General features: G+C 71.3%; 16 protein-coding genes and 1 tRNA gene. 12 read left to right on the top strand and 5 right to left on the bottom strand.

The features are described 5' to 3' along the window. The first annotated feature begins 136 nt into the window (after nucleotides 1-136). The 5 genes from B5D66_RS20810 (at nucleotide 137) to B5D66_RS20790 (ending at nucleotide 4,647) form a co-directional block, all read left to right on the top strand. A complete protein-coding gene (locus B5D66_RS20810) occupies nucleotides 137-796 on the top strand; it encodes a GNAT family N-acetyltransferase (protein ID WP_078763464.1) in 660 nt (219 codons plus the stop codon). A gap of 473 nt (nucleotides 797-1,269) precedes the next feature. Further along, a complete protein-coding gene (gene sepX, locus B5D66_RS20805; RefSeq protein WP_078763463.1) occupies nucleotides 1,270-1,926 on the top strand; it encodes a divisome protein SepX/GlpR in 657 nt (218 codons plus the stop codon). A 60-nt stretch (nucleotides 1,927-1,986) separates the two neighbouring features. Further along, nucleotides 1,987-2,060 (top strand) — tRNA-Ala (locus tag B5D66_RS20800). An 857-nt stretch (nucleotides 2,061-2,917) separates the two neighbouring features. Next, nucleotides 2,918-3,106: a hypothetical protein gene (locus tag B5D66_RS20795; RefSeq protein ID WP_078763462.1), complete on the top strand. Its 189-nt coding sequence runs from the start codon at nucleotides 2,918-2,920 to the stop codon at nucleotides 3,104-3,106. A gap of 233 nt (nucleotides 3,107-3,339) precedes the next feature. Further along, nucleotides 3,340-4,647 (top strand): MFS transporter, encoded by a 1,308-nt coding sequence (locus B5D66_RS20790; RefSeq protein WP_235001131.1) that lies wholly within the window; start codon nucleotides 3,340-3,342, stop codon nucleotides 4,645-4,647. Nucleotides 4,648-4,704: 57 nt separating this feature from the next. On the opposite strand, the gene B5D66_RS20785 is transcribed toward B5D66_RS20790, so the two are convergent. Continuing rightward, entirely contained in the window at nucleotides 4,705-5,961 is a 1,257-nt protein-coding gene (locus B5D66_RS20785; protein ID WP_078763460.1) for an ROK family transcriptional regulator, read from the bottom strand. Nucleotides 5,962-6,124: 163 nt separating this feature from the next. Between B5D66_RS20785 and xylB the strand changes: the two genes are divergently transcribed. The 5 genes from xylB to B5D66_RS20760 all read left to right on the top strand — a co-directional run bounded on the left by xylB (nucleotide 6,125) and on the right by B5D66_RS20760 (nucleotide 13,154). Further along, nucleotides 6,125-7,585, top strand: coding sequence for a xylulokinase (gene xylB, locus B5D66_RS20780; RefSeq protein WP_078763459.1), 1,461 nt, complete (start codon nucleotides 6,125-6,127; stop codon nucleotides 7,583-7,585). After that, a complete protein-coding gene (gene xylA, locus B5D66_RS20775) occupies nucleotides 7,582-8,739 on the top strand; it encodes a xylose isomerase (RefSeq protein WP_078763458.1) in 1,158 nt (385 codons plus the stop codon). Before xylB ends, xylA begins: the two co-directional genes overlap by 4 nt. A 268-nt stretch (nucleotides 8,740-9,007) precedes the next feature. Continuing rightward, the gene (locus tag B5D66_RS20770; RefSeq protein WP_078763508.1) at nucleotides 9,008-10,543 is read left to right on the top strand and encodes an alkaline phosphatase D family protein; all 1,536 of its coding nucleotides are present in this window, start codon (nucleotides 9,008-9,010) and stop codon (nucleotides 10,541-10,543) included. Between the two features lie 115 nt (nucleotides 10,544-10,658). Then, nucleotides 10,659-12,548 carry an endonuclease/exonuclease/phosphatase family protein gene (locus B5D66_RS20765; RefSeq protein WP_144390231.1) on the top strand — a complete coding sequence of 630 codons (1,890 nt, stop codon included), beginning with the start codon at nucleotides 10,659-10,661 and terminating at the stop codon, nucleotides 12,546-12,548. A gap of 159 nt (nucleotides 12,549-12,707) precedes the next feature. Continuing rightward, a complete protein-coding gene (locus tag B5D66_RS20760) occupies nucleotides 12,708-13,154 on the top strand; it encodes a hypothetical protein (RefSeq protein WP_078763456.1) in 447 nt (148 codons plus the stop codon). Nucleotides 13,155-13,201: 47 nt separating this feature from the next. On the opposite strand, the gene B5D66_RS20755 is transcribed toward B5D66_RS20760, so the two are convergent. Then, nucleotides 13,202-13,519: a sec-independent translocase gene (locus B5D66_RS20755; RefSeq protein ID WP_078763455.1), complete on the bottom strand. Its 318-nt coding sequence runs from the start codon at nucleotides 13,517-13,519 to the stop codon at nucleotides 13,202-13,204. Nucleotides 13,520-13,730: 211 nt separating this feature from the next. On the opposite strand from B5D66_RS20755, the gene B5D66_RS20750 reads away from it, so the two are divergent. Then, entirely contained in the window at nucleotides 13,731-14,600 is an 870-nt protein-coding gene (locus B5D66_RS20750; RefSeq protein WP_235001130.1) for an ion transporter, read from the top strand. Nucleotides 14,601-14,779: 179 nt separating this feature from the next. Here B5D66_RS20750 and B5D66_RS20745 read toward each other — a convergent pair whose 3' ends face one another. Then, nucleotides 14,780-14,983 carry a cold-shock protein gene (locus tag B5D66_RS20745; RefSeq protein WP_067975405.1) on the bottom strand — a complete coding sequence of 68 codons (204 nt, stop codon included), beginning with the start codon at nucleotides 14,981-14,983 and terminating at the stop codon, nucleotides 14,780-14,782. Nucleotides 14,984-15,275: 292 nt separating this feature from the next. Continuing rightward, nucleotides 15,276-16,895, bottom strand: coding sequence for a dolichyl-phosphate-mannose--protein mannosyltransferase (locus B5D66_RS20740; RefSeq protein WP_078763454.1), 1,620 nt, complete (start codon nucleotides 16,893-16,895; stop codon nucleotides 15,276-15,278). A gap of 406 nt (nucleotides 16,896-17,301) precedes the next feature. Between B5D66_RS20740 and rsmI the strand changes: the two genes are divergently transcribed. Further along, nucleotides 17,302-18,171 (top strand): 16S rRNA (cytidine(1402)-2'-O)-methyltransferase, encoded by an 870-nt coding sequence (gene rsmI, locus B5D66_RS20735; protein ID WP_078763453.1) that lies wholly within the window; start codon nucleotides 17,302-17,304, stop codon nucleotides 18,169-18,171. Nucleotides 18,172-18,274: 103 nt separating this feature from the next. Here rsmI and secD read toward each other — a convergent pair whose 3' ends face one another. After that, complete coding sequence (secD, locus tag B5D66_RS20730) at nucleotides 18,275-20,860, bottom strand: protein translocase subunit SecD (protein WP_078763452.1); 2,586 nt, start codon at nucleotides 20,858-20,860, stop codon at nucleotides 18,275-18,277. Nucleotides 20,861-20,869: the final 9 nt, after the last annotated feature.

The raw sequence follows: 20,869 nt of genomic DNA, 5'->3' as shown, positions 1-20,869 counted from the left end.
TAAGTGCCGTGAGGTTCGGGGCCGGAGTGGAATACTGAGCCCTACCACCTCGGGAGGCGGCACGCCCCCCGCGCCCCACGAGGCGGTCGCCCCCATCCCGCGGGCGGCAGAGGACCGAGGCGGCGGAGGGAAGACTGTGAACCGGATTCGAGGCTGGCCGGTGTCCCTTGAGGAAGGGCCGGTCGGACTGCGTCCGTTGCGTCTGCGTGACGCCTCCGCGCTGCGCGAGGTGCGCGTGCGCAACGCCGATTGGCTCAAGCCCTGGGAGCCCACCCACCCCGAGATGCCCCTGCAGACCACGAGCCTGGCCCCCTACCTCGGCATGGTCCAGGCCATCCGCAGGGAGGCTCGCCTGGGTATCGCCATGCCGTGGGCCGTCACCTACGAAGGGCGTTTCGCCGGACAGCTCACCGTCGGGGCGATCACCTGGGGGTCGGCCCGTTCCGCCCAGGTCGGGTACTGGATCGATCGGGCCTGCGCCGGGCGGGGGGTCACGCCGACCGCGGTCGCGCTCGCGGTCGACCACGCCTTCTTCACGGTGGGACTGCACCGGATCGAGGCCAACATCCGTCCGGAGAACAGGGCCAGCCGCAGGGTCGCGGAGAAACTCGGCTTCCGCGAGGAGGGGGTGCGCCGAAGGCAGCTCCACATCGACGGGGAGTGGCGCGACCACATCTGCTACGCCCTGACGGTCGAGGACGTCCCCCAGGGGCTGCTCGCCCGGTGGCGGCGCCGCCGCACAGGGGACGACCTGGGGGACCGGAAGTCGGATACCGCGGGCCCCGAAACGGTGTAGCTTCGCACAGCGTGCGAGAGGAGCGCCGCCGAACCGCCGACAGCGCTCCCGCGTTCGCGGGATAATTCCCCAAGCCCGTGTGGCCGTCAGGGGAGTGAACGCGGATCGTAACTCTTTGCTTTTTTGCTTTAACTGTATGTGGTTGATGGTTTGACCTGCATGTTCAGGGGTGGCGAATTCGTCTGTGGATGAGGAAAGACAGCGATCTCACGACACTCCGGCCCGAATACTGCGCATTTCCAGACACCGGGTCGTACGGTGCGGAACGTAGGCGCATCGGCGATGTGGGCAACATGTGCGTATGGCGCGCGGGGGCGGCAGGAGACCGGACGGTGCACCCGGACCGGATCCCGACGGAGGTCGGGTCCGCGACGGGATAGCGTCGGACCCCTCCCCTCCGGGGGCCGGGGCGTCGCCGCCGCCTCGTGGGTGTGTCCAGGAATGTTCGACGGCCGGCGGTGCGAGGAGGGGCGATGAGCAGCTCTCCTCTGTATGTGGCCATCGTCGTGGTGTGGATCATCGTGCTGATCCCCATGATGCTGCGCCGCGACGCCACCGATCCCGCGCCCGAATCGCTGCGCCGGAACACCGCCAAGGAGGGGGACGAGGACGCCACCGAGGAGGGGGCGGCCGACGAGGTGTCCCCCGACGCGGTGGAGACCCAGGTGATCGACTACGGCTCGGCCGCCGTGGTCGCCGCCCGCGCCGCTGCCGCCCGCGCCGGGGAGGACCCCGAGGAGGAGGCCGAGGCCCGCTCCGAGGCGCCGCCGCAACCGCAGATCTCCCACGGGCGCGCCCGGGTGATCGCGCGCAGGCGCCGCCGTACCGCGGGGCTGGCGACCCTGTTCACCGTGACGGCCCTCGCCGTGATCGCCGAGCTGGGACCGTGGTGGGTGGTGCTTCCCCCCGCGGGCCTGCTGCTGGGCCACCTGGCGCTGCTGCGCGAGGCGGCCAAGGCCGACGCCGAGCAGAGGATGGCCGAGGCCGAGTACCTGCGCCGCCGTGAGATGGCACGCGCGCGCAGGCAGGCCGCGGCCGCCCGCGAGGCCGAGGTCATCGAGCTGGCCGGGCGGCGCGACGAGGTGTACGACCAGTACACCGACGCCCAGCTCCGGGCGGCCGGCGACTGACCGGCGAGGCGGTCGGTTTCGAGCATCCGTCGAAAGCTGCTAGTGTTTATCACGTCCTGAGGGGCTGTAGCGCAGTCCGGTAGCGCACCTCGTTCGCATCGAGGGGGTCAGGGGTTCAAATCCCCTCAGCTCCACCCATGGATGGAAGGCCCGTTCCGCCAAAGCGGAACGGGCCTTCCGCGTATCCGGGGTGGCGCTGCCGCCACGCCGCCGTGGCGGGAGGCCGTCACCGCCTGGGGCGTACTGGACGTCGACTCTGTGAATGGGTGAATCTCCAAATTCGCCCGCGAATGGGCCGATGCTGTGGTTAGAGTGCGACGTGTGAGAAGTCACCCGGAGTCTTCCTCCGGCTCCTCGGTCCTTGGCGCGGGGAGGGTGGGGTCCGATCCGCTCCTGTGGAGCCGTGGAGACCGAAGGCCTGCTCTCCTCGGTCGGCGCTGGGACGCGGGTGCGCGTTCGCGCGCGGCGAGGCGGGGCGCGGGTTCCGGGGGATGGTGCTCCTCGGCGAGCGGGAAACGTGCCGGAGCCCTCCTGGTGGCCGGGTTGTGGCCGGGAGCGGCCAATCGGAATTCCGGCAGTTCGTTCCGTGTGTGGACGACTGTGTGTTCCACCCTCTCAGAGGGGTTTCCGCCTCGCCTGTGATGGTATGCCCGTCATCTTTCGGCGGCGAGGGCGGCCGGCCTGCGGCGGATGACCCGTGGGGGAGACGGTCGAGGGGCTCTCGTGTCCCGTGAGAGGCAAGGGATGCGAGCTCGGGGCGGGAGCGTTCACGTCAGCGATCGGAAATAGGGCGCTGAAGTGGCGATATGTTCCGTTTCCCGAGAGGTGTCGATGGGCGGTTTGGGGGAGATGTGCTTTTTCTAACGTAAGTCAGATATCCCAATATGATTTCAATCGCGGTCACTGCGCGGCTGCGGGGGTTGTGCACTCTGTGGTCGATACGTCATTTTGTGGCCGGGGATGGACTCGCGCTACGAGCGAAAGGTGCATTGTGCTCAAGAAGATCAGTGCTGTCATCGCGATCTCGGCCGCGGCACTCCTGGGAACGGCCCTGCCGGCTGTTGCCGAGGACGCTGCCACTACGGCCACGCAGCTGGCCTCCTACCTGACCGGGGCCGACCAGGCCCAGGGCGGCGAGGACCAGCGCGTCCTCGCCAGCGGTAGCTGGAACTGGTACTGATAGGTCCAGGCGACGCGTCGTCAATCGGCCGGCCCCCGTTCCACCTCGGTGGGACGGGGGCCGGCTCGTCCAGGGAGGGGTCCGGCCGAGAACGCCCCCGCGCAGCCGGATCTCCCCTAGGGTTCTGCTGTGACCGGGGCCACCCGACCCCGGCGCGTCTCTGGCGCGGATCGGGGAAAGGCCGGCGGACCCGAAGGCCGTCTCCCCGATCATGCGCCTGGAAGGAGACCGAGGTGGCGGCGTCCCCCGCGCACACATCGTCACGCTCCGGACCCGTCCCCATGCGGCGGGTGGCGGTCGCGGCCTTCGTCGGCACGGCCATCGAGTTCTACGACTTCTACATCTACGCCACGGCGGCGGCCCTCGTCCTCGACGAGGCGTTCTTCCCCGCCCTGGATCCGGTCGCCGGCAGCCTCGCCTCGTTCTCGACCTTCGCCGTCGCCTTCCTCTCCCGGCCGTTGGGGTCCCTCCTCTTCGGGCACTGGGGCGACCGCATCGGCCGTAAATCCGTACTCGTGGCCTCGCTCCTGGTCATGGGCCTGTCCACGGTCGCCATCGGCCTTCTGCCCGGCTACGCCGAATGGGGCGTCCTCGCGCCCGCGCTCCTGGTGCTGCTGCGGTTACTCCAGGGGATCGGCCTCGGGGGCGAGTGGGGTGGCGCGGCACTCCTCGCCACGGAACACGCGCCCGAGCGGAGCCGGGGCCGGTACGCGATGTTCCCCCAGCTGGGACCGCCCGCCGGGTTCATCGCGGCCAACGGGCTCTTCCTGGCCCTCGGCTATCTGCTCGACGACGCGCAGTTCGCGGCGTGGGGGTGGCGGGTGCCCTTCCTCTTCAGTCTCGTCCTGGTCGTGATCGGCCTGTACGTACGGCTGCGGATCGCCGAGACACCGGTCTTCCGGGCGGTCATGGACGAGCGGAGGGTCGCCCGCGCCCCGTTCCTGGAGCTGCTGCGTCACCAGTGGCGCGAGGTCGTCCTCGGGGCACTGGCCATGGCCGTCACCTACTGCCTCTTCTACATGGCGACGGCCTACGGCCTGTCCTACGCGACGTCCGAGCTGGGCCTGGACCGCAACTCCGTCATCCTGGCGACGATGGTCGGCGCCGTGTGCATGGCGGGGAGCATCGCCTGGTCCTCCGCCGCGTCGGACCGTTACGGGCGGCGGCCCACCATGCTCGTGTGCACGGGACTGGCGGTGGGCTACGGCACGGTCATGTTCCCACTGGTCGACGCCGGCGGTGTGGTCGGGACGACGATCGCGTTCACGATCGCCCTGGTCGTGATGGGGCTGATCTTCGGGCCGATGGGGGCCTTCCTGCCCGAACTGTTCCGCGCGCGCTACCGCTACAGCGGCTCCTCCCTGGCCTACAGCCTGGGGGGTGTCCTGGGGGGAGCCGTGCCGCCGCTGGTCGCCACCGGCCTGCAGGCCACGCCGCTCGGTTCGACGGCGGTCGGACTGTTCGTCTCGGTGGTCGGGCTCGTCTCGATGGCGGCCTTGTGGGCCCTGCGGGAGACGCGGGGCGTCACGATGCTCGACTGACCCGCCCCCTGCCCCGGCAGGGGGCGGACGCGATCGGCCGGAGATCCGCCGACGGGCTCAACGCGAGGCGGGGGAGGGAGGCGGGGTGCGTCCGGTGTCCAGCGCCTCGATGAGCGCGGCCGCGCCCCCGCGGGCGGCGGCGGTCAGCCCCAGCTCCGAGACCTCGACCCGCAACCCGCCGCGGCGGGGCGCGATGGCGTGGGCCTGGACCGCCGCGCGGCACGCGGGCAGCAGCCAGGGGGCCAACGGCGCGAAGTAGCCGCCGAGGATGACCACGTCGGGATCGACCAGGTTGGCCAGCGTGGCGACCCCGCGTCCCAGCCAGGTGCCCGAGCGGCGCAGCGCGCGCTGGACGGCCCCGCGCCCCTCCTGGGCGCGTTCGACGGTCGCCGCCACGGCGGCGGCCAGGTCCGTCCCGGGAAGCGGACCGGCCGGCACGAGGTCGGGGACGGTCTGGCGCAGGATCGCGTCGATCCCGGCCAGTGACTCCAGACAGCCCCGGCGGCCACAGCCGCACCGCGGGCCGCCCCGGCGCAGCGGGATGTGCCCGATCTCGCCGGCCTGGCCGGTGGAGCCGCGCAACAGCGCGCCACCGACCAGGACGCCCGCGCCGATGCCCACCTCGCCGGTGATGTAGACGAGGTCGGGCGTGTGGCTCAGGTGCCCGCCGCGGTATTCGGCGACCGCTCCCAGGTTGGCGTCGTTGTCGACCAGCACCGGGACGTCGGGCGTTCCGCCTTTGCGGAGCAGCTCCCGCAGCCAGGCGCGCAGGGGGACGTTGCGCCAGCCCAGGTTGGGCGCGTCGTACACCCTCCCCTCGGCGGCGTCGATCATCCCGGGGACCGCGACCCCGACCCCGAGGAGCGCGCGTCCGGCCAGTGACGGCTCCTCCAGCGCGCGTAGCGCCAGGTCGGCCAGCCGCGCGGCGCACTCCTCGGGGCCGGCGTCACGGGCCGCGAACGGTTCGTGCAGGGCCACCACCTCGCGTTCCAGCAGGTCGACGGCGACCAGGGTGAGGTAGTCGACGTTGACCTCCAGCCCCAACGCGACGAAACCCCGATCGTCCAGGGAGAGCATGACCCCTGGGCGGCCGACCCGGCGTTCGGCCGTCGCGCCGGACTCGCGGACCAGCCCGCGGTCGATCAGCTCCGTGACGATGCTGGAGACGGTCGCCTTGGTCAGCCCGGTGGCGGCGGCGACCTCGGCCCGCGAGCACGGTGCGCCTTCGCGGATGGCCCGCAGCACGCTGCCGAGATTCGTCTCGCGGATGTCGTGCAGACCGGCCGGGCCGGTGGGAGGGGGAGGAGTGGGCATCGGCGGGCTCGTCTCGTCATGGGCCGGTGCGCGGCCACGGCACACCCGTGGGCGCGGCTCCGGGGGTGTTGACACCTCGTTAGTTCAGTAACCAAACTAATTGGCGGACCGGGAACGTACAAGTGCCCGGCAGACCGGCACGATTCGACTCCACGGAGGTCCGATGCCGCTCGTCGCGGGCGTTGACTCATCCACCCAGGGCACGAAGATCGTGGTGCGGGACGCGGTCACCGGCGCCCAGGTCCGTTCCGCGCGCGCCGAACATCCCGAGGGGACCGAGATCGACCCGGGGGTGTGGTGGGAGGCGCTGCGCCGCGCGGCGGGGGACGGCCTGCTCGACGGCGTCACGGCGATCGGCGTCGCCGCGCAACAGCACGGGATGGTCGCGCTCGACGAGTCCGGCGTCCCGGTGCGCCCCGCGCTGCTGTGGAACGACACCCGCTCCGCCGGCGCGGCCCGCGACCTCATCGCCGAACTCGGAGGCCCACGGGCGTGGGCCGACGCGGTCGGCACCGTCCCCGTCGCCAGCCTGACGGTGACGAAACTGCGTTGGCTGGCCGAACACGAGCCCGCCAACGCGGCCCGTGTCGCCCAGGTGATGCTTCCGCACGACTGGCTCACCGCCCGCCTCACCGGCGCGGCGGAGCCGGTCACCGACCGCGGCGACGCCTCGGGGACCGGCTATTTCTCCCCGGCCACCGGCGCCTACCGGCCCGACCTGCTGCGTCTGGCCTTCGGCCGCGACCTCGCCGTCCCCCGCGTGGCCGCGCCCGCCGACGCCCTCGGCCCGGTCACCGCCGAGGGCATGCCCCCGATCGAGGTCGTCTCCGTCGGCACCGGCGACAACATGGGGGCGGCCCTCGGCCTCGACGCCCGGCCGGGCGATGTCGTCGTCTCCATCGGGACCTCTGGAACCGCCTTCGCGGTCGCCGAGCGGCCGACCGCCGACCCGAGCGGACAGGTCACCGGATTCGCCGACGCCACCGGCAGGTTCCTGCCTCTGGTGTGCACCCTCAACGCCGCCCGGGTCCTCAGCGCGGGCGCGGCAGCCCTCGGCCTGGACCGCGATGAGTTCGACGCCGCGGCGCTGGCCGCCCCGCCGGGGGCGGGCGGCCTGACCCTGCTGCCCTACCTCGACGGCGAGCGCACCCCCGACCTTCCCGACGCCACCGGGCACCTGACCGGGATGACCCGCGCCAACCTGCGTCCCGGACATCTGGCCCGCGCGTTCGTCGAGGGGCTGCTGTGCGGCCTGGCCGACGGGGTCGACGCCCTCGCCGCCCAGGGGGTCCCGGTACGCCGGATCCTGCTCATCGGAGGAGGCGCCCGAAGCGCCGCCGTACGCGCGGTCGCCCCGCAGGTCTTCGGCCGTCCGGTGCTCGTGCCCTCCGACGGGGAGTACGTCGCCGACGGGGCGGCCCGCCAGGCGGCCTGGGCCCTCGCGGCCACCCCCGAGCCGCCCGAATGGACGGCCACGGCGGCCCCCAGCACCTATGAGGCCGACCCCGAACCGGTCATCCGGGAACAGTACGCCGCGGCCCGCGACACGATCGTGCCCCCGCCCACCGAGCCCGCAACGTCCGGAGCCACGCCTTCGGCCCACGACACGAGAGGTCAGCGATGAGCAGTTACCGGCCCGAACCCGAGGACAAGTTCAGTTTCGGCCTGTGGACGGTCGGCTGGCGCGGGGTGAACACCTTCGGCGACGCCGTCCGCCCGCCGTTGGACCCCGCCGAGGCGGTGCACCGGCTCGCCGGTCTCGGCGCCTACGGCATCACCTTCCACGACGACGACCTGATCCCGCCCGGCAGCAGCGCCGCCGAACGCGACGCGATCCTGGGCCGTTTCCGCAAGGCGCTGGACGAGACCGGCCTGACCGTCCCGATGGCCACCGTCAACCTGTTCAGCCACCCGGTGTTCCGAGACGGCGGTTTCACCTCCAACAGCCGGGCCACCCGGCGTTACGCCATCCGCAAGGCGGTGCGCGCCATCGACCTCGCGGCGGAGCTCGGCGCGCGCACCTTCGTCTGCTGGGGTGGCCAGGACGGCGCCGAGACCGAGGCGGGCAAGGACGACCGCGCCGCGCTGGAGCGGCTGCGCGAGGCGTTCAACCTGATGTGCGGCTACGTCCGCGAGCAGGGGTATGACCTGCGCTTCGCGGTGGAGCCCAAGCCGAACGAGCCGCGCGGTGACGTGCTGCTGCCGACGGTCGGCCACGCCCTCGCCTTCATCGGCGAACTGGAGCACCCCGAAATGGTCGGGGTGAACCCGGAGGTGGGCCACGAGCAGATGGCCGGCCTCAACTTCGCGCACGGCGTCGCCCAGGCGCTGTGGCACGGCAAGCTGTTCCACATCGACCTCAACGGCCAGCGCGGCGTCAAGTACGACCAGGACCTGCGGTTCGGCGCCGGCGACGTCAAGGAGGCCTTCTTCCTGGTCGACCTGCTGGAGCGTTCGGGCTACGACGGTCCGCGCCACTTCGACTTCAAGCCGCCGCGGACCGAGGACGTCGACGGCGTGTGGGAGTCGGCTGCCGCCTGCATGCGCAACTACCTGATCCTCAAGGAGAAGGCGGCGGCGTTCCGGGCCGACCCCGAGGTCGCCGACGCGCTCGCGGCGTCCCGAGTGGCCGAACTGTCCGAGCCGACCCTGGGGACCGGCGAGAGCCTGGCCGACCTGCTCGCCGAGGACTTCGACGTCGACGCGGCGGGCGAACGCGGCTACCACTTCGAGCGGCTGGACCAGCTGGCGATGGACCACCTGTTCGGCGTGCGCTGACCCCGTGCCGCCGTCGCGGCCCCGGCCCCCACGGGCCGGGGCCGTCGTCGTGGGAGGGGCGTCGCCCTCACCGGTGGGCGGGACCGCGAATCTTTCGTATGGATGTCACCAATCCGTGCGCGTCTCATTACCCAAAGTGATGATGTCTCGGAGAATGATGCCCGGTTTCGACGCAGAACAGTCGGGAGGCATCGTGTCCGATCTCGCCGCTTCACTCGCGCGAGGAACCAGCCGACGTACGTTCCTCCAGCTCACGGGGGTGAGCGGCATGGCGTTCATGCTGGGCTTGGGGACCTCGCCCACACCGGTGTTCGCCGATGGCAGCCTCCCGAAAGACCCGTTCACCCTCGGTGTCGCCTCCGGAGACCCTCTCCCCGACGGCGTGGTCCTGTGGACCCGACTCGCGATGGACCCCCTCGACCCCGACGGGCGCGGTGGGATGCCCGACCGCGACATCGAGGTGTCCTACGAGGTGGCCGAGGACAAGGGGTTCGCGCGAGTGGTCAGACGCGGTTCGGCCGTCGCCACCCCGGAACTCGCCCACTCCGTCCACCCGGAGGTCAGCGGGCTGCGCCCGGCCCGCGACTACTACTACCGGTTCCGCGTCGGCGAGCACATCAGCCCGGTCGGGCGTACCCGGACCGCGCCAGAGGCCGGCGCCATGGTCCCGCTGCTGTCCATCGCGACGGCCTCGTGCCAGGCCTGGTACCACGGCTACTACACGGCCTACCGGCACATGGCCGACGAGGTCTTGGACGCCGTCCTGTTCCTCGGCGACTACGTCTACGAGTACGGCATCGTCGCCGGAGGCAACCTCCAACGCGACGTCGACCTCGGCGACGAGCACTCCGCCGAGGTCGTCTCGCTCGCGCAGTACCGGCTGCGCTACTCCCTGACCAAGACCGACCCCGACCTCCAGGCCGCGCACGCCGCCGCGCCGTGGGTGCTGTCCTGGGACGACCACGAGGTCGAGAACAACTACGCCGCCGACGTGTCGGTGCGGGGCACGGCCAAGGAGACCTTCCGCAACCGGCGGGCAGCCGCCTACCAGGCCTTCTACGAGAACCTGCCGCTGCGTTCGGTGCAGACGCCCTCGGGGCCGTCGGTCCGGCTCTACCGCCGCCTGTCCTACGGCTCCCTCGCCGACATCCACGTGCTCGACACCCGCCAGTATCGCGACGCCTATCCGGCCGGCCGGGTCATCGACGACTCGGAGGAGCGCCACGCCCCCGAACGCTCGATCCTCGGCGAGGACCAGGAGCGCTGGCTCATCGACGGGTTGAGGAACTCCCGGGCCCGCTGGAACCTGCTCGCCAACCAGGTCGTGATGTCCCAGATCAACCGGGACACCGGATCGGGCCGCGCCTTCAGCAACGACCAGTGGGACGGGTTCCCCGCCTGCCGGGACCGGGTGCTGGCCGCGGCCGCGCAACGGGAGCAGGCCGACCTCGTCGTGCTCACCGGTGACACCCACCGCAACGTCGCCGCCGAGCTCAAGAAGGACTTCGACGACCCCGACTCCGCCACGCTCGGTGTCGAGCTCGTCGGAAGTTCCATCTCCTCCGACATGGACGGGCGGGCCAGCGACGACCTCGCCGACATCTGGCTCCAAAACCCGCACGTGCAGATGTACAACGCCCAGCGAGGCTACGTGCGCTGCGACATCACCCCCGAGGCGATCCAGGCCGACTTCCGGGTGCTGTCCTACGTGACCCGTCCGGGATCACCGGTGAAGTCCCTGACCCGCTACACCGTCGCCCGCGACCGCCGGCTCCCCTACCTCGACCCCCGGGGACTGCGCTGACGGTGGCGTCCGCGCCCCGCGCCGCCGGGGCGCGGACGCGCTCCGAGACGCTTTCTTCACTCAGCGTCCTCCCGTCCGCTACGCGCGACGGGCACGATGGGCCTCCCGATCCCACTTGGAGGAGAGCGTGGCCCTCTCATATCCCCGAACGGCCGCCGCGGTGGTCGCGGTCCTCACCACATGTCCCCTGCTCGCGGCCGGGCCGGCCTGGGCCGGGCCGGGCGACGGCCTGCGTGTCCACGACATCCAGGGCGTGACACGGACCTCGCCCTACGCCGGCACCGACGTCAGCGGACTGACCGGGGTGGTCACCGCGGTGAACGCCTTCGGCCAGGCCCGCGGGTTCTGGTTCCAGGACCCCCAGGGGGACGGGGACCCGCGTACCAGCGAGGCGCTGTTCGTGTTCACCGGGACGACCACCCCCGCCGTCCGGCCGGGTGACGCGGTCCAGGTCGCGGGCACGGTCGAGGAGTACCGGCCCGGGGGAGCTGACAGCGTCAACCAGACGATCACCCAACTCGGTGACGCGACGTGGACGGTCACCTCCTCCGGGGAGGAGCTGCCCGCCGCGGTCGATGTGGACCGCGGCGCGGTGCCCGACACCCACGCGCCCTCCCGCCGCGGCGACCTCTCCGAACGGGAACTGCGTCCCGGCAGCTACGCGCTGGACTACTGGGCCGCCCACGAGCACATGCGCGTGCGCGTCACCGACGCCCGGGTCGTCGGTCCCACCGACGGATACGACGCCCTGTGGGTGACCACGAAACCCCGCGAGAACCCCACCCGACGGGGAGGCACCGCCTACACCTCCTACGACGGTCCCAACACCGGACGTCTCAAGGTGGAGTCGCTGATCCCCTTCTCCCAGCGCCCCTTCCCCCGGGCCGACGTGGGAGACGAGCTCGCCGGGGTCACCGAAGGGCCGCTGTACTACAGCGCCTACGGCGGTTACCTGGTCAAGGCGACCACGCTCGGCGAACACGTCGACAACGGGCTACGCCGCGAGACCACCAGGCGGGCGCGCGACTGGGAGCTCTCGGTGGCGACCTACAACGTCGAGAACCTCTCCGCGCGTGACGGGCAGCAGAAGTTCGACCGGCTCGCCACCGAGATCACCGAGAACCTCGCCTCCCCCGACATCCTCGCCCTGGAGGAGATCCAAGACGACAGCGGCCCCACCGACGACGGCACCGTCGACCCGACCCGGACCCTGAACCGGCTCACCGCCGCGATCGAGGCGGCCGGCGGTCCCGCCTACGAATGGCGTCAGGTCAGCCCCGTGAACAACGCCGACGGCGGCCAACCCGGAGGCAACATCCGCAACGCCTTCCTGGTCAACCCCGCGCGGGTCTCCTTCACCGACATCCCCGGCGGGGACGCCACCACCCCCGTGGAGGTCCGTGACACGGGCCGGGGCGGGCCCGGGCTCAGTGTCTCCCCCGGCCGGATCCAGCCCGGCGACCAGGCGTGGACGGACAGCCGCAAACCGCTCGTCGGCCAGTTCGAGTTCCAGGGGCGCAGGGTCTTCGTCGTCACCGTCCACTTCGCCTCCAAGGGAGGCGACCAGCCCCTCCACGGCGTCCGGCAGCCTCCGCAGCGCGTCACCGAGGCGCAGCGCGAGGCCCAGTCCGAACTCGTCCGGGACTTCACCGACGAACTCCTCGCGGCCGACCGCGACGCCAACGTGCTGGTCGTCGGCGACCTCAACGACTTCTGGTTCGCCCCGACGCTGCGCATCCTCACCGGCCGCGGGGGTCTGCACAACCCGATGACCCGGCTGCCGGAGTCCGAGCGCTACAGCTACGTCTACGACGGCAACTCCCAGGCCCTCGACCACATGCTCGCCGCCCCCCGCCTCGCCGATCGCGTCGACTACGACATCGTGCACGTCAACGCGGAGTTCCACGACCAGGTCAGCGACCACGACCCGCAGGTCCTGCGGTTCCGGCCGCTCAGCGGCGACCGGCGCACCGACCACGCGGAGCACGACCGTTACTACGACTGATCCCGGCCACGGGGGTTGACCGCGCGGCGACCGGACCTGACCGTTCGGGTACATCCCGGTTCGGTCGCCGCGGTCCACGGTTGGGCCGTTCCACGGGCGGTGATGCTTTCCAGGAGGGCGCGGGGCGGTGCCGGATGCCCGCGCGGGACGGGAGGCCACGTGACACAGGCGTCGGAGCGCTGGGACGGGTACGACGAGGAGGCCACGCAGGCCGAGACGCCCCCGGTGCGCGACTTCCGGCGCACCACCCCGGCCCGGCTCAAACCCATCCCGGTCCTGCGCCGCAGGGGCCACTGGGGGCTGCTGGCCGGCACCGCGCTGTTCGTGATGGTCACCGCGAGCCTGGCCGACTACGTTCCGGTGACCGCCAGGGTCGTCGCCCACCTGCTGATGTGGGCCGCGGTGGGCGTGGCGTTGCTCGTCGTCATCCAGCGGGAACAGCGCCACGGGTGGCAGCCGGCCGCGCGGTGGCCGTGGGGCGCGGCGATCATAGGGGGCACCGCCGTCACGGAGCTCCTCGTCCTCGTCGCGAGCTCACCGGTGGTGATGCTCGGCTCGGCGGTCGTGCTGGTGGTGGGCCTGGTCGTGGTGCTGACCTTCGGGTGACCGTGGGAGCGGACGCCCACGGCGCGGATTTCCCCCGAAGTTACGGTTCAGGTCGCCTCGGGGTCGAACGGCGGACGCCGACCGTTCAGGCGCGCGGCCGGACTGCGGGGCGCGGGCTCGTCGTCGTCCTCGGCCCAGAAGTGCTTCTGCACGAACCTCTTCGGGTTGAGGTCCTCGACCTCGAAGTCCTTGAACTCCGGTCCCAGCCCCTGCTGGATGTCGTTCTTGGCGCTGTCGGCGAGCTTGCGGAGCTGCCGCAACGCCCGCCCCGCCTGCGCCGCGGCCTTCGGGAGCTGGTCCGGGCCGAAGACGAGGAGGGCCAGGACAGCGAGGACGATGAACTCGCCCGCCCCAATGTTGAACATCCGTTCTCCTCCAGCGACCCCTCGTGGCCGGTCACGCCACCTAGCAGACTAACCGCTGTCCTGGTGATCGGGGACAGCGGTCCGGCCGCGTCCCGTACGCCGGCGGAGCCGGAGCGGACGGATGGGACCAGGCTCACGCGCGAACCGGATCCACCCGCGGGCGGCGAAGGGGGCGCCCGCTAGGGTGGCCGGGGCGCGTGAGGAGGAGACGGTGCGCAACGGCGGAGCGCGGGAACGGACACGGCGGATGGTCGAGGCCCGGTGGTTCCAGAACACCGTCGTCGCCGTCATCGTCCTCAACGGGATCACCCTGGGGATCGAGACCTACCAGGACCGCTTCTCCCATCTCTTCCACCACCTGGAAACGGTCGAGCACGTCTTCGTGGCGTTCTTCGTCGCCGAGCTGGCGCTGCGCGTCTTCGCCCACGGAAGGGGCTTCTTCCGCGATCCGTGGAACTGGTTCGACCTCGCCATCGTCGGGCTGTCCGTCATCCCGGCCGCGGTCGGTCTGTCGGTGCTACGGCTGTTGCGGGTGCTGCGCCTACTGCGTCTCATCAGCGTCATCCCGCACATGCGCGAGGTGGTCTCGGCGCTGCTGCGCTCGCTGCCCGGCCTGGGGACGGTCATCGGGCTGCTGTTCGTGATCATGTACACGGCGGCGGTGCTCGGCGAGAAACTGTTCGAGGACATCGCGCCGGAGTACTTCGGCGACCTCGGTACCACGATGTACACCTTGTTCATGCTGTTGACCACGGAGAACTGGCCCGACATCTCCAGCTCCGTGATCGACGACGCGCCCTACGCCTGGGTCTTCTTCGTCGTCTTCATCGTGCTCAGCGCGTTCATCGTGCTCAACCTCATCATCGCGGTCATGGTCACCACCATGGAGCAGGAGATGAACGCGCCCCGCTGGGAGGAGGACCAGGAACTCGAACTGGTCCAGCACGAGGTGGTCATGGCCGAACTGCGGGCGCTGAGCGAGCAGGTGGCGGCGCTCGGGGAGCAGGTGCGCAGGTTGGGGGCCGTGGCCCCGGCGCAGATCGAGGGGTCGGGCGGGGAACCCGACGGGATGCGGACCTGAGGGAACGGAAAAGCCCTTCGCCCGGGAGACGAGCGAAGGGCCGAGTAAGACGACAGACGTGGCCCGCCGTTCCCGCCCCGGCCAGCCGGGGCGGACGTACCCGCTACGGGTACGCCGGACCATCGGAACGGATTCCGGGGGGAGGACCCCCGGAGTCCGTCACGAGAAGTCCTTGAACACTAGAGCGCGCGGACGTTCGACGCCTGCGGGCCCTTGGGGCCCTGCGTGATCTCGAACTCGACCGACTGGTCCTCTTCCAGGTTCCGGAAGCCGGTACCCGCGATCGCCGAGTAGTGAACGAACACGTCCGGGCCGCCGCCTTCGACGGCGATGAACCCGAAACCCTTCTCAGAGTTGAACCACTTCACGGTGCCCTGAGCCATCTGCTCTCCCTTTGGGGACTACAACGAGACCGCACCCTGCTGGTCTCGGGTTGCCGGGCGCCCGCCCCCGGGAGTGATCAAACGCCCTTCGAACAAGCGCCCACGTGAAGTTCCGCGAGGCGCCTAGGGCATCCATGGAAACTACAACCGCAACCGGTCAATGACACTACCAGCCCTATCCCGGGATTGCCGAGACTTTCACGCGAGGAAATTCATAGCCGAAAAGCGAATAATCCGGCGTGGCGAGCCCACGAGAATTCCCGATGAACGGTAGGGGAAGACCGGTGACGGATCACTCCGGAGAGGCGTTGCCGTAGATCCAGGTGGGGAACCACATGCGGTCGGCCCAGGCGTCGTAGGGGATGACCTCGGCGCTGAGGACCGGGTACAGGTAGGCGAAGTTGGCCACGATCAACAGCATCACCACGCCGAAGACCACCCCGGTCGCCGCCCGGGCCACGGTCGACCGCGACGCCTCGCCGGACGGGCCGCCCATCAGCAGTCCCAGGGACAGCGTGATCGCCAGCGCGAGGAAGGGCAGCATCGGCAGCGCGTAGAACACGAACATGGTGCGCTCGGGGTAGGCGAACCATGGCAGCCAGCTCGCCGCCGCACCCAACAGCACCGCCCCCGCCCGCCAGTCGCGGTAGGTGACCCACCAGCCCAGCAGCACGACACACGCGATGATGGACAGCCACCACACCGCCGGCGACCCGATGCCCAGGATCGCGCTGGAGCAGTTCACCGCGCCGCACTCGGTCTCGTCGCCGTTGTAGTAGAAGGCGACCGGCGTGCGCATGACGATCCACTCCCAGGGGCGGGAGGCGTAGTCGTGCGGGCTGGACAGGCCGCTGTGGAACGACATGATCTCGGCGTGGTAGTACGCCAGGCTGCGCAACGGGTTGACGACCGCCAGCACCGGTTCGGGGAGCTTCGCCCACAGCCCGGTCACGTTCTGCGCGGCCCAACCGCGGCCCCACCCCAGCGAACTCGTCAACCAGCCCGCCCACGACGCCAGGTAGGTCACCGCGGCGACGCCCACGATCGAGAAGAAGGCGGGGACCGCGTCGGCCAGGAACCAGACCCGGCCGGCCCGCTGCTGTCCGGCGGTGCGCCGCGCCCCGTAGTCCCAGGCGACGGTGAGCAGGCCGAAGGCCGCCACGTAGAACAGGGCCGACCACTTCGTGGCGCAGGCCAGTCCCAGGAACAGGCCGGCCGCGATCCGCCACCAGCGCACGCCCAGCCACGAGGCCGGCTCCCGGCCCGCGTCGACCAGGCCGGCCAGACGGGCCCGGGTCCGGTCCCGGTCGACCACCAGGCAGGCGAAGCCGGCCAGGACCCAGGTCATCAGGAAGATGTCCACCATCGCGATCCGGCTCATGGTGAAGTGCAGCCCGTCCAGGGCCATGATGAGCCCGGCCGTGGCCCCCAGCAGCACCGAGCGCGTCATCCGCAACGCGACGCGCACCAACAGCAGGACCGACAGCGCGCCGAAGAAGGCCGCGGCGACCCGCCACCCGGTCGGTGACATCGACACGCCGAACGGGAGCAGCCCCCACACCGAGTCGCCCAGGGCGATCAGCCACTTGCCGAGCGGCGGGTGCACGACGAAGTCGCCCCCGCCGGTCCAGATGTCGTGCACCCCCTGGGCGAGCAGTTCGTCGGCGTTCTCCAGGGACTCGTGCTCGACCCCGAACTCGCGCAGCGCGAAGGCGTCCTTGGCGTAGTAGGTCTCGTCGAAGTAGATCTGGGCGGGTTCTCCCAGACGGATGAACCGCAGTGCGCCGGCGAACAGGGCCACGAGCACCGCCGCCAGCCAACCGACCCAGGCGGGCCGGGGCATCGGGGGCACCAGCCGCGAGCGGAGGGAGGGGCCGGGGGCCGGGGCCGGGGTCAGGGCTGTGGTGGTCATGCGTCTCTTCGGCGAGGAGCCCCCGGCCCGCGTCCCGCGGCACGCGGGGGGCGGGGGAGCGCCGTCTCCTTTCCGCTACCTTCGGCTGACGGCAGCAAGGGGGTCAGCTGCCGGGATGGGCACCGCGACGCCGCCGTGGCGACGGCGGGGCCTCGCGACACCCGCGGAACCGGTGGGCCACCGCACGGCCGTCCGGTTCCCCGGCCCGGCACTGGGCCCGGACCGGCGGAGAAGGACTTCGGTGCCCGCCCCGGGGACGGGGCGATGGCGTCGACGCCGCCATACTAGATGCACACGGCCGGACGCGGATCGGCGTCATGCCGGTTTCGTCCGGAAGCGGGGGGCCAGACGCTTCCAACGGCTCTCATGGCCGTACCTTCCACGCGGTTCGGGGGATTTTCCAGTGATGCAGCGCGAAAACGGCGGAACCGTCGAGGCGGGGACCGGGACGCTGGTCCTGGCCGGCCTGCCCATCGGACAGGACGACGACGCGCCGCCCCGGCTGCGCGAGGCGCTGGAGGACGCCGCGATCATCGCGGCCGAGGACACCCGCAGGCTGCGCCAGTTCGCCGCCCGCATCGGCGTCCGGCTCGGCGGGACCGCCGGCGCCCGCGTGGTCTCCTACTACGACGCCAACGAACGCCGCCGCGCCGAGGAACTGCTGGACGACCTGCGGGCCGGTCGCGACGTCCTCGTCGTGACCGACGCGGGGATGCCGGGCGTGTCCGACCCCGGGTACCGGCTGGTCACCGCCTGCGTCGAGGCCGGCGTGCGGGTCACCGCGATCCCCGGACCCTCGGCGGTGACCACCGCCCTGGTGCTGTCGGGCCTGCCCACCGACCGTTTCTGCTTCGAGGGGTTCCCGCCCCGCAAGGGGCTGGACACCAGGCTGACCGAGCTGGCGGCCGAGCGCCGCACGATGGTCTTCTTCGAGTCGCCGCACCGCCTGGCCGCCACGCTCGCCGCGATGGCGCGCGTGTTCGGCGAGGACCGGCGCGCGGCGGTGTGCCGGGAGCTCACCAAGACCTACGAGGAGGTGCGCCGCGCCCCCCTGGGGGAGCTCGCCGCGTGGGCCGCGGGCGAGGTGCGCGGCGAGATCACCATTGTCGTCGCGGGGGCCGTGGAAGGCGAGCGGCACCGCACCCCCGAGGAGCTCGCCGCGGCCGTCGCCGCCCGCGAGGCCGAGGGGGTCGCCCGCAAGCAGGCGATCCAGGAGGTGGCCCGGCGCCTGGGGGTCCCCAAACGCGAGGTCTACGACGCCGTCCACCGCGCCTGAGCGGGGCCGGCCCCGCTCAGGCGCGCTCCCGACCCCGCCCGAAAGGGACGACGCCCCTGGCGCGGGAGGCGCCAGGGGCGTCGTCAGGCCGGGACGGCGGCGGTCACACGACCGCGCCGTCGCTCTTCTCGCGGGCCTTGCGCATCTCGGAGCGCTGCCGCGTCTTCTTCTCCCGTACCACGTGCGGGGGCGGGGTCTTGTCGAACTTCTGCAACCAGATCGCCAGCGGTGTCCCCACGAAGATCGTGGAGAACATGCCCGAGATCAGGCCCACCAGCATCGCGATCGAGAAGTCCGTCAACGACGAACCACCGAAGATCGCCAGTGTCGCCAGGATGAACAGGCCACCGATACCGGAGTTCACCGTTCGCGGCAGGGTGTGCAGGATCGCGCTGTTGGCGATCCGCGAGAACGGCGACTTGGTGTCGTGGGCCCACTCGTCGCGAACACGGTCGAACACGACCACGGAGTCGTTCACCGAGAAGCCGATGACGCTCAGGATCGCGGCGAGGAAGACGCCGTCGATCGGCTTGCCCAGCCAGCAGAACAGGCCGATGACCAGCACGATGTCGAAGACCAGCGCGGCCATCGTCGACACGCCGAAGGACCACCGGAACCGCCAGGCCAGGTAGCCCATCTGGAGCACCAGCGCGGCGAGCAGCGCGAGCAGCGCCTTGTTGCGCAGCTCGTCGCCCATGCTCGGGCCGATCTTCTCGTCGCTGATCCGCTCGGCCCCACCGGCCTGCTCGCCCAGCGCGTCCTGGATGCTCGCGGCCTCCTGGTCGCTGATCTCGCCCGTGCGCACCGAGATGTCGCCGTCGCCGGACTCCTGGACCACCGCCTCGGGGAACCCCGCGTCGGAGACGATCCCGCGGGCCTCGGAGACGCTGATGGTCTCGTTCGTCGTGAAGTCCATGACCCGGCCGCCGGTGAACTCCACACCGAAGTTCGGCGGGCGCACCACCATGCCGACGACGGCCACGACCGTGATCAGCCCGCTGATGGCCAGCCACAGCGTGCTGCGCTTCATCAGGTCGGGGTTGCGGCGGGTCAGCCACGCGCGGACCCGGCTGATCCGCGAGATGCCGCTGATGCCGGGGTGCTTGCGCACCACCTTGCGGCGCACCGCCCACTCCACGAACACCCGGGCGATGACCAGCGCCGAGATCATCGACGCGAGCGTGCCCAGGCCCAGCGTCACACCGAAGCCCTGCACGGTGCCCGAGGCGAGGAAGAACAGCAGCGCCGCGGCGATCAACGTGGTGACGTTGGTGTCGAGGACCGCGCTCCACGCCTTCTGGGTACCCGTGAGGAACGCCTTCTGCAGGTTCGGCGGGATCGCCCGGCGGCGGCGGCGCGACAGCACGCCGGCCTCGGCCTGCTCGGCCTCGGACTCGGTCGCGTCGGCCATGCCGGCGGACTTGTTCGCCTCGTAGACCCGCTCCTGGCGCTGGTACTCCTCACGGGCCCGCTCGAAGATCAGCACGTTGGCGTCGATCGCCATGCCGATCGCGAGCACGAACCCGGCCAGGCCCGGCAGCGTCAGCGTCGCGCCGAGCACCACGAGCGCCGCGTAGGCGATCAGGGTGTAGCAGGCGAGCGCGACCGAGGCGAGGAAGCCGGCGAAACGGTAGGCGAAGCAGATGTAGACCGCGGTCAGCAGGATGCCGACCCCGCCGGCGATGAAGCTGGCGCGGATGGCCTCCTCGCCCAGCGTCGGTCCGACGGTCTGGCGCTGCACCTCCTGGACCGGCAGCGGCAGCGAACCGCCCTCGATCAGGACCGCCAGGTCGTTGGCGCTCTCCTGGTCGAAGTCACCGGTGATGGAGGTGGTGCCGCCGCTGATGCCGGCGTCACAGGCCACGTCGGTGTTGACCTCGGGGGAGGAGATGATCTCGTTGTCCAGGACGATCGCGACGCGACGCCGGACGTCGCCGGTGTCGTAGCAGGCGGCGTCGGCGGTCAGCTTCCGCCACGCCTCGCGGCCCTCGCCGCGGAACGTCACGTTGACCATCCAGTTGCTCTGGAACTGGTCGAGTCCGGCCTCGGCGTTGCCCACCTGGTCGCCCTTGATGGACGCCTCGCCGAGCTGGAGCTGCTGGCCCTGGTCGTCGGGGAGGGTCAGCGCGACGTCCTCGGGGTCGGCGGCGGGGGCGCCACCGGCCGGGGCGCCGCCGGTCTGGCCCTGGAGGAGCTCCTGAAGGTCCTGCTCCGACAGCTCCGAACCGCCCGACCCCTCCTCGGGGGTCTCCTCGCTGCCCGAGGCCGGGGCGTTGGCCTCGTCGGCCGGCGCCTGCACCCCGGTCCCCTGGGCCGGGGCCACGCCGAGGACCGGGTGGAAGGTCAGCTGCGCCGTCTGGCCGATGATCTCGGCGGCCTCGGTCGGGTCCTGCACGCCGGGCAGTTCGACGATGATCCGGTTCTCACCGGACCGCGACATCGTCGCCTCGCTGACACCGAGCCGGTCGATGCGCTGGCGCAGCACCTCGACGACCTTGTCGGTGTTCTCGGCGTTGGCCTCGGTGCCGTCGTCACCGTCCTGGGTCTCCAGGATGATCTGGGTGCCGCCACTGAGGTCGAGCCCCAGCTTCGGCGGGATGAACCATGCCGCGGTGAACGCACCGAGCACGATGAGAAGGGAGACGATACCGCGTAGCCAGCGGCTTCCGGCTCCCGATGAACTGGACAATGGAAAGGC

This window comes from Marinactinospora thermotolerans DSM 45154 (assembly GCF_900167435.1).
GTDB lineage: Bacteria > Actinomycetota > Actinomycetes > Streptosporangiales > Streptosporangiaceae > Marinactinospora > Marinactinospora thermotolerans.
Note: the sequence above shows the minus strand (reverse complement) of the source record. Positions and strands in the feature narration are given on the sequence as shown.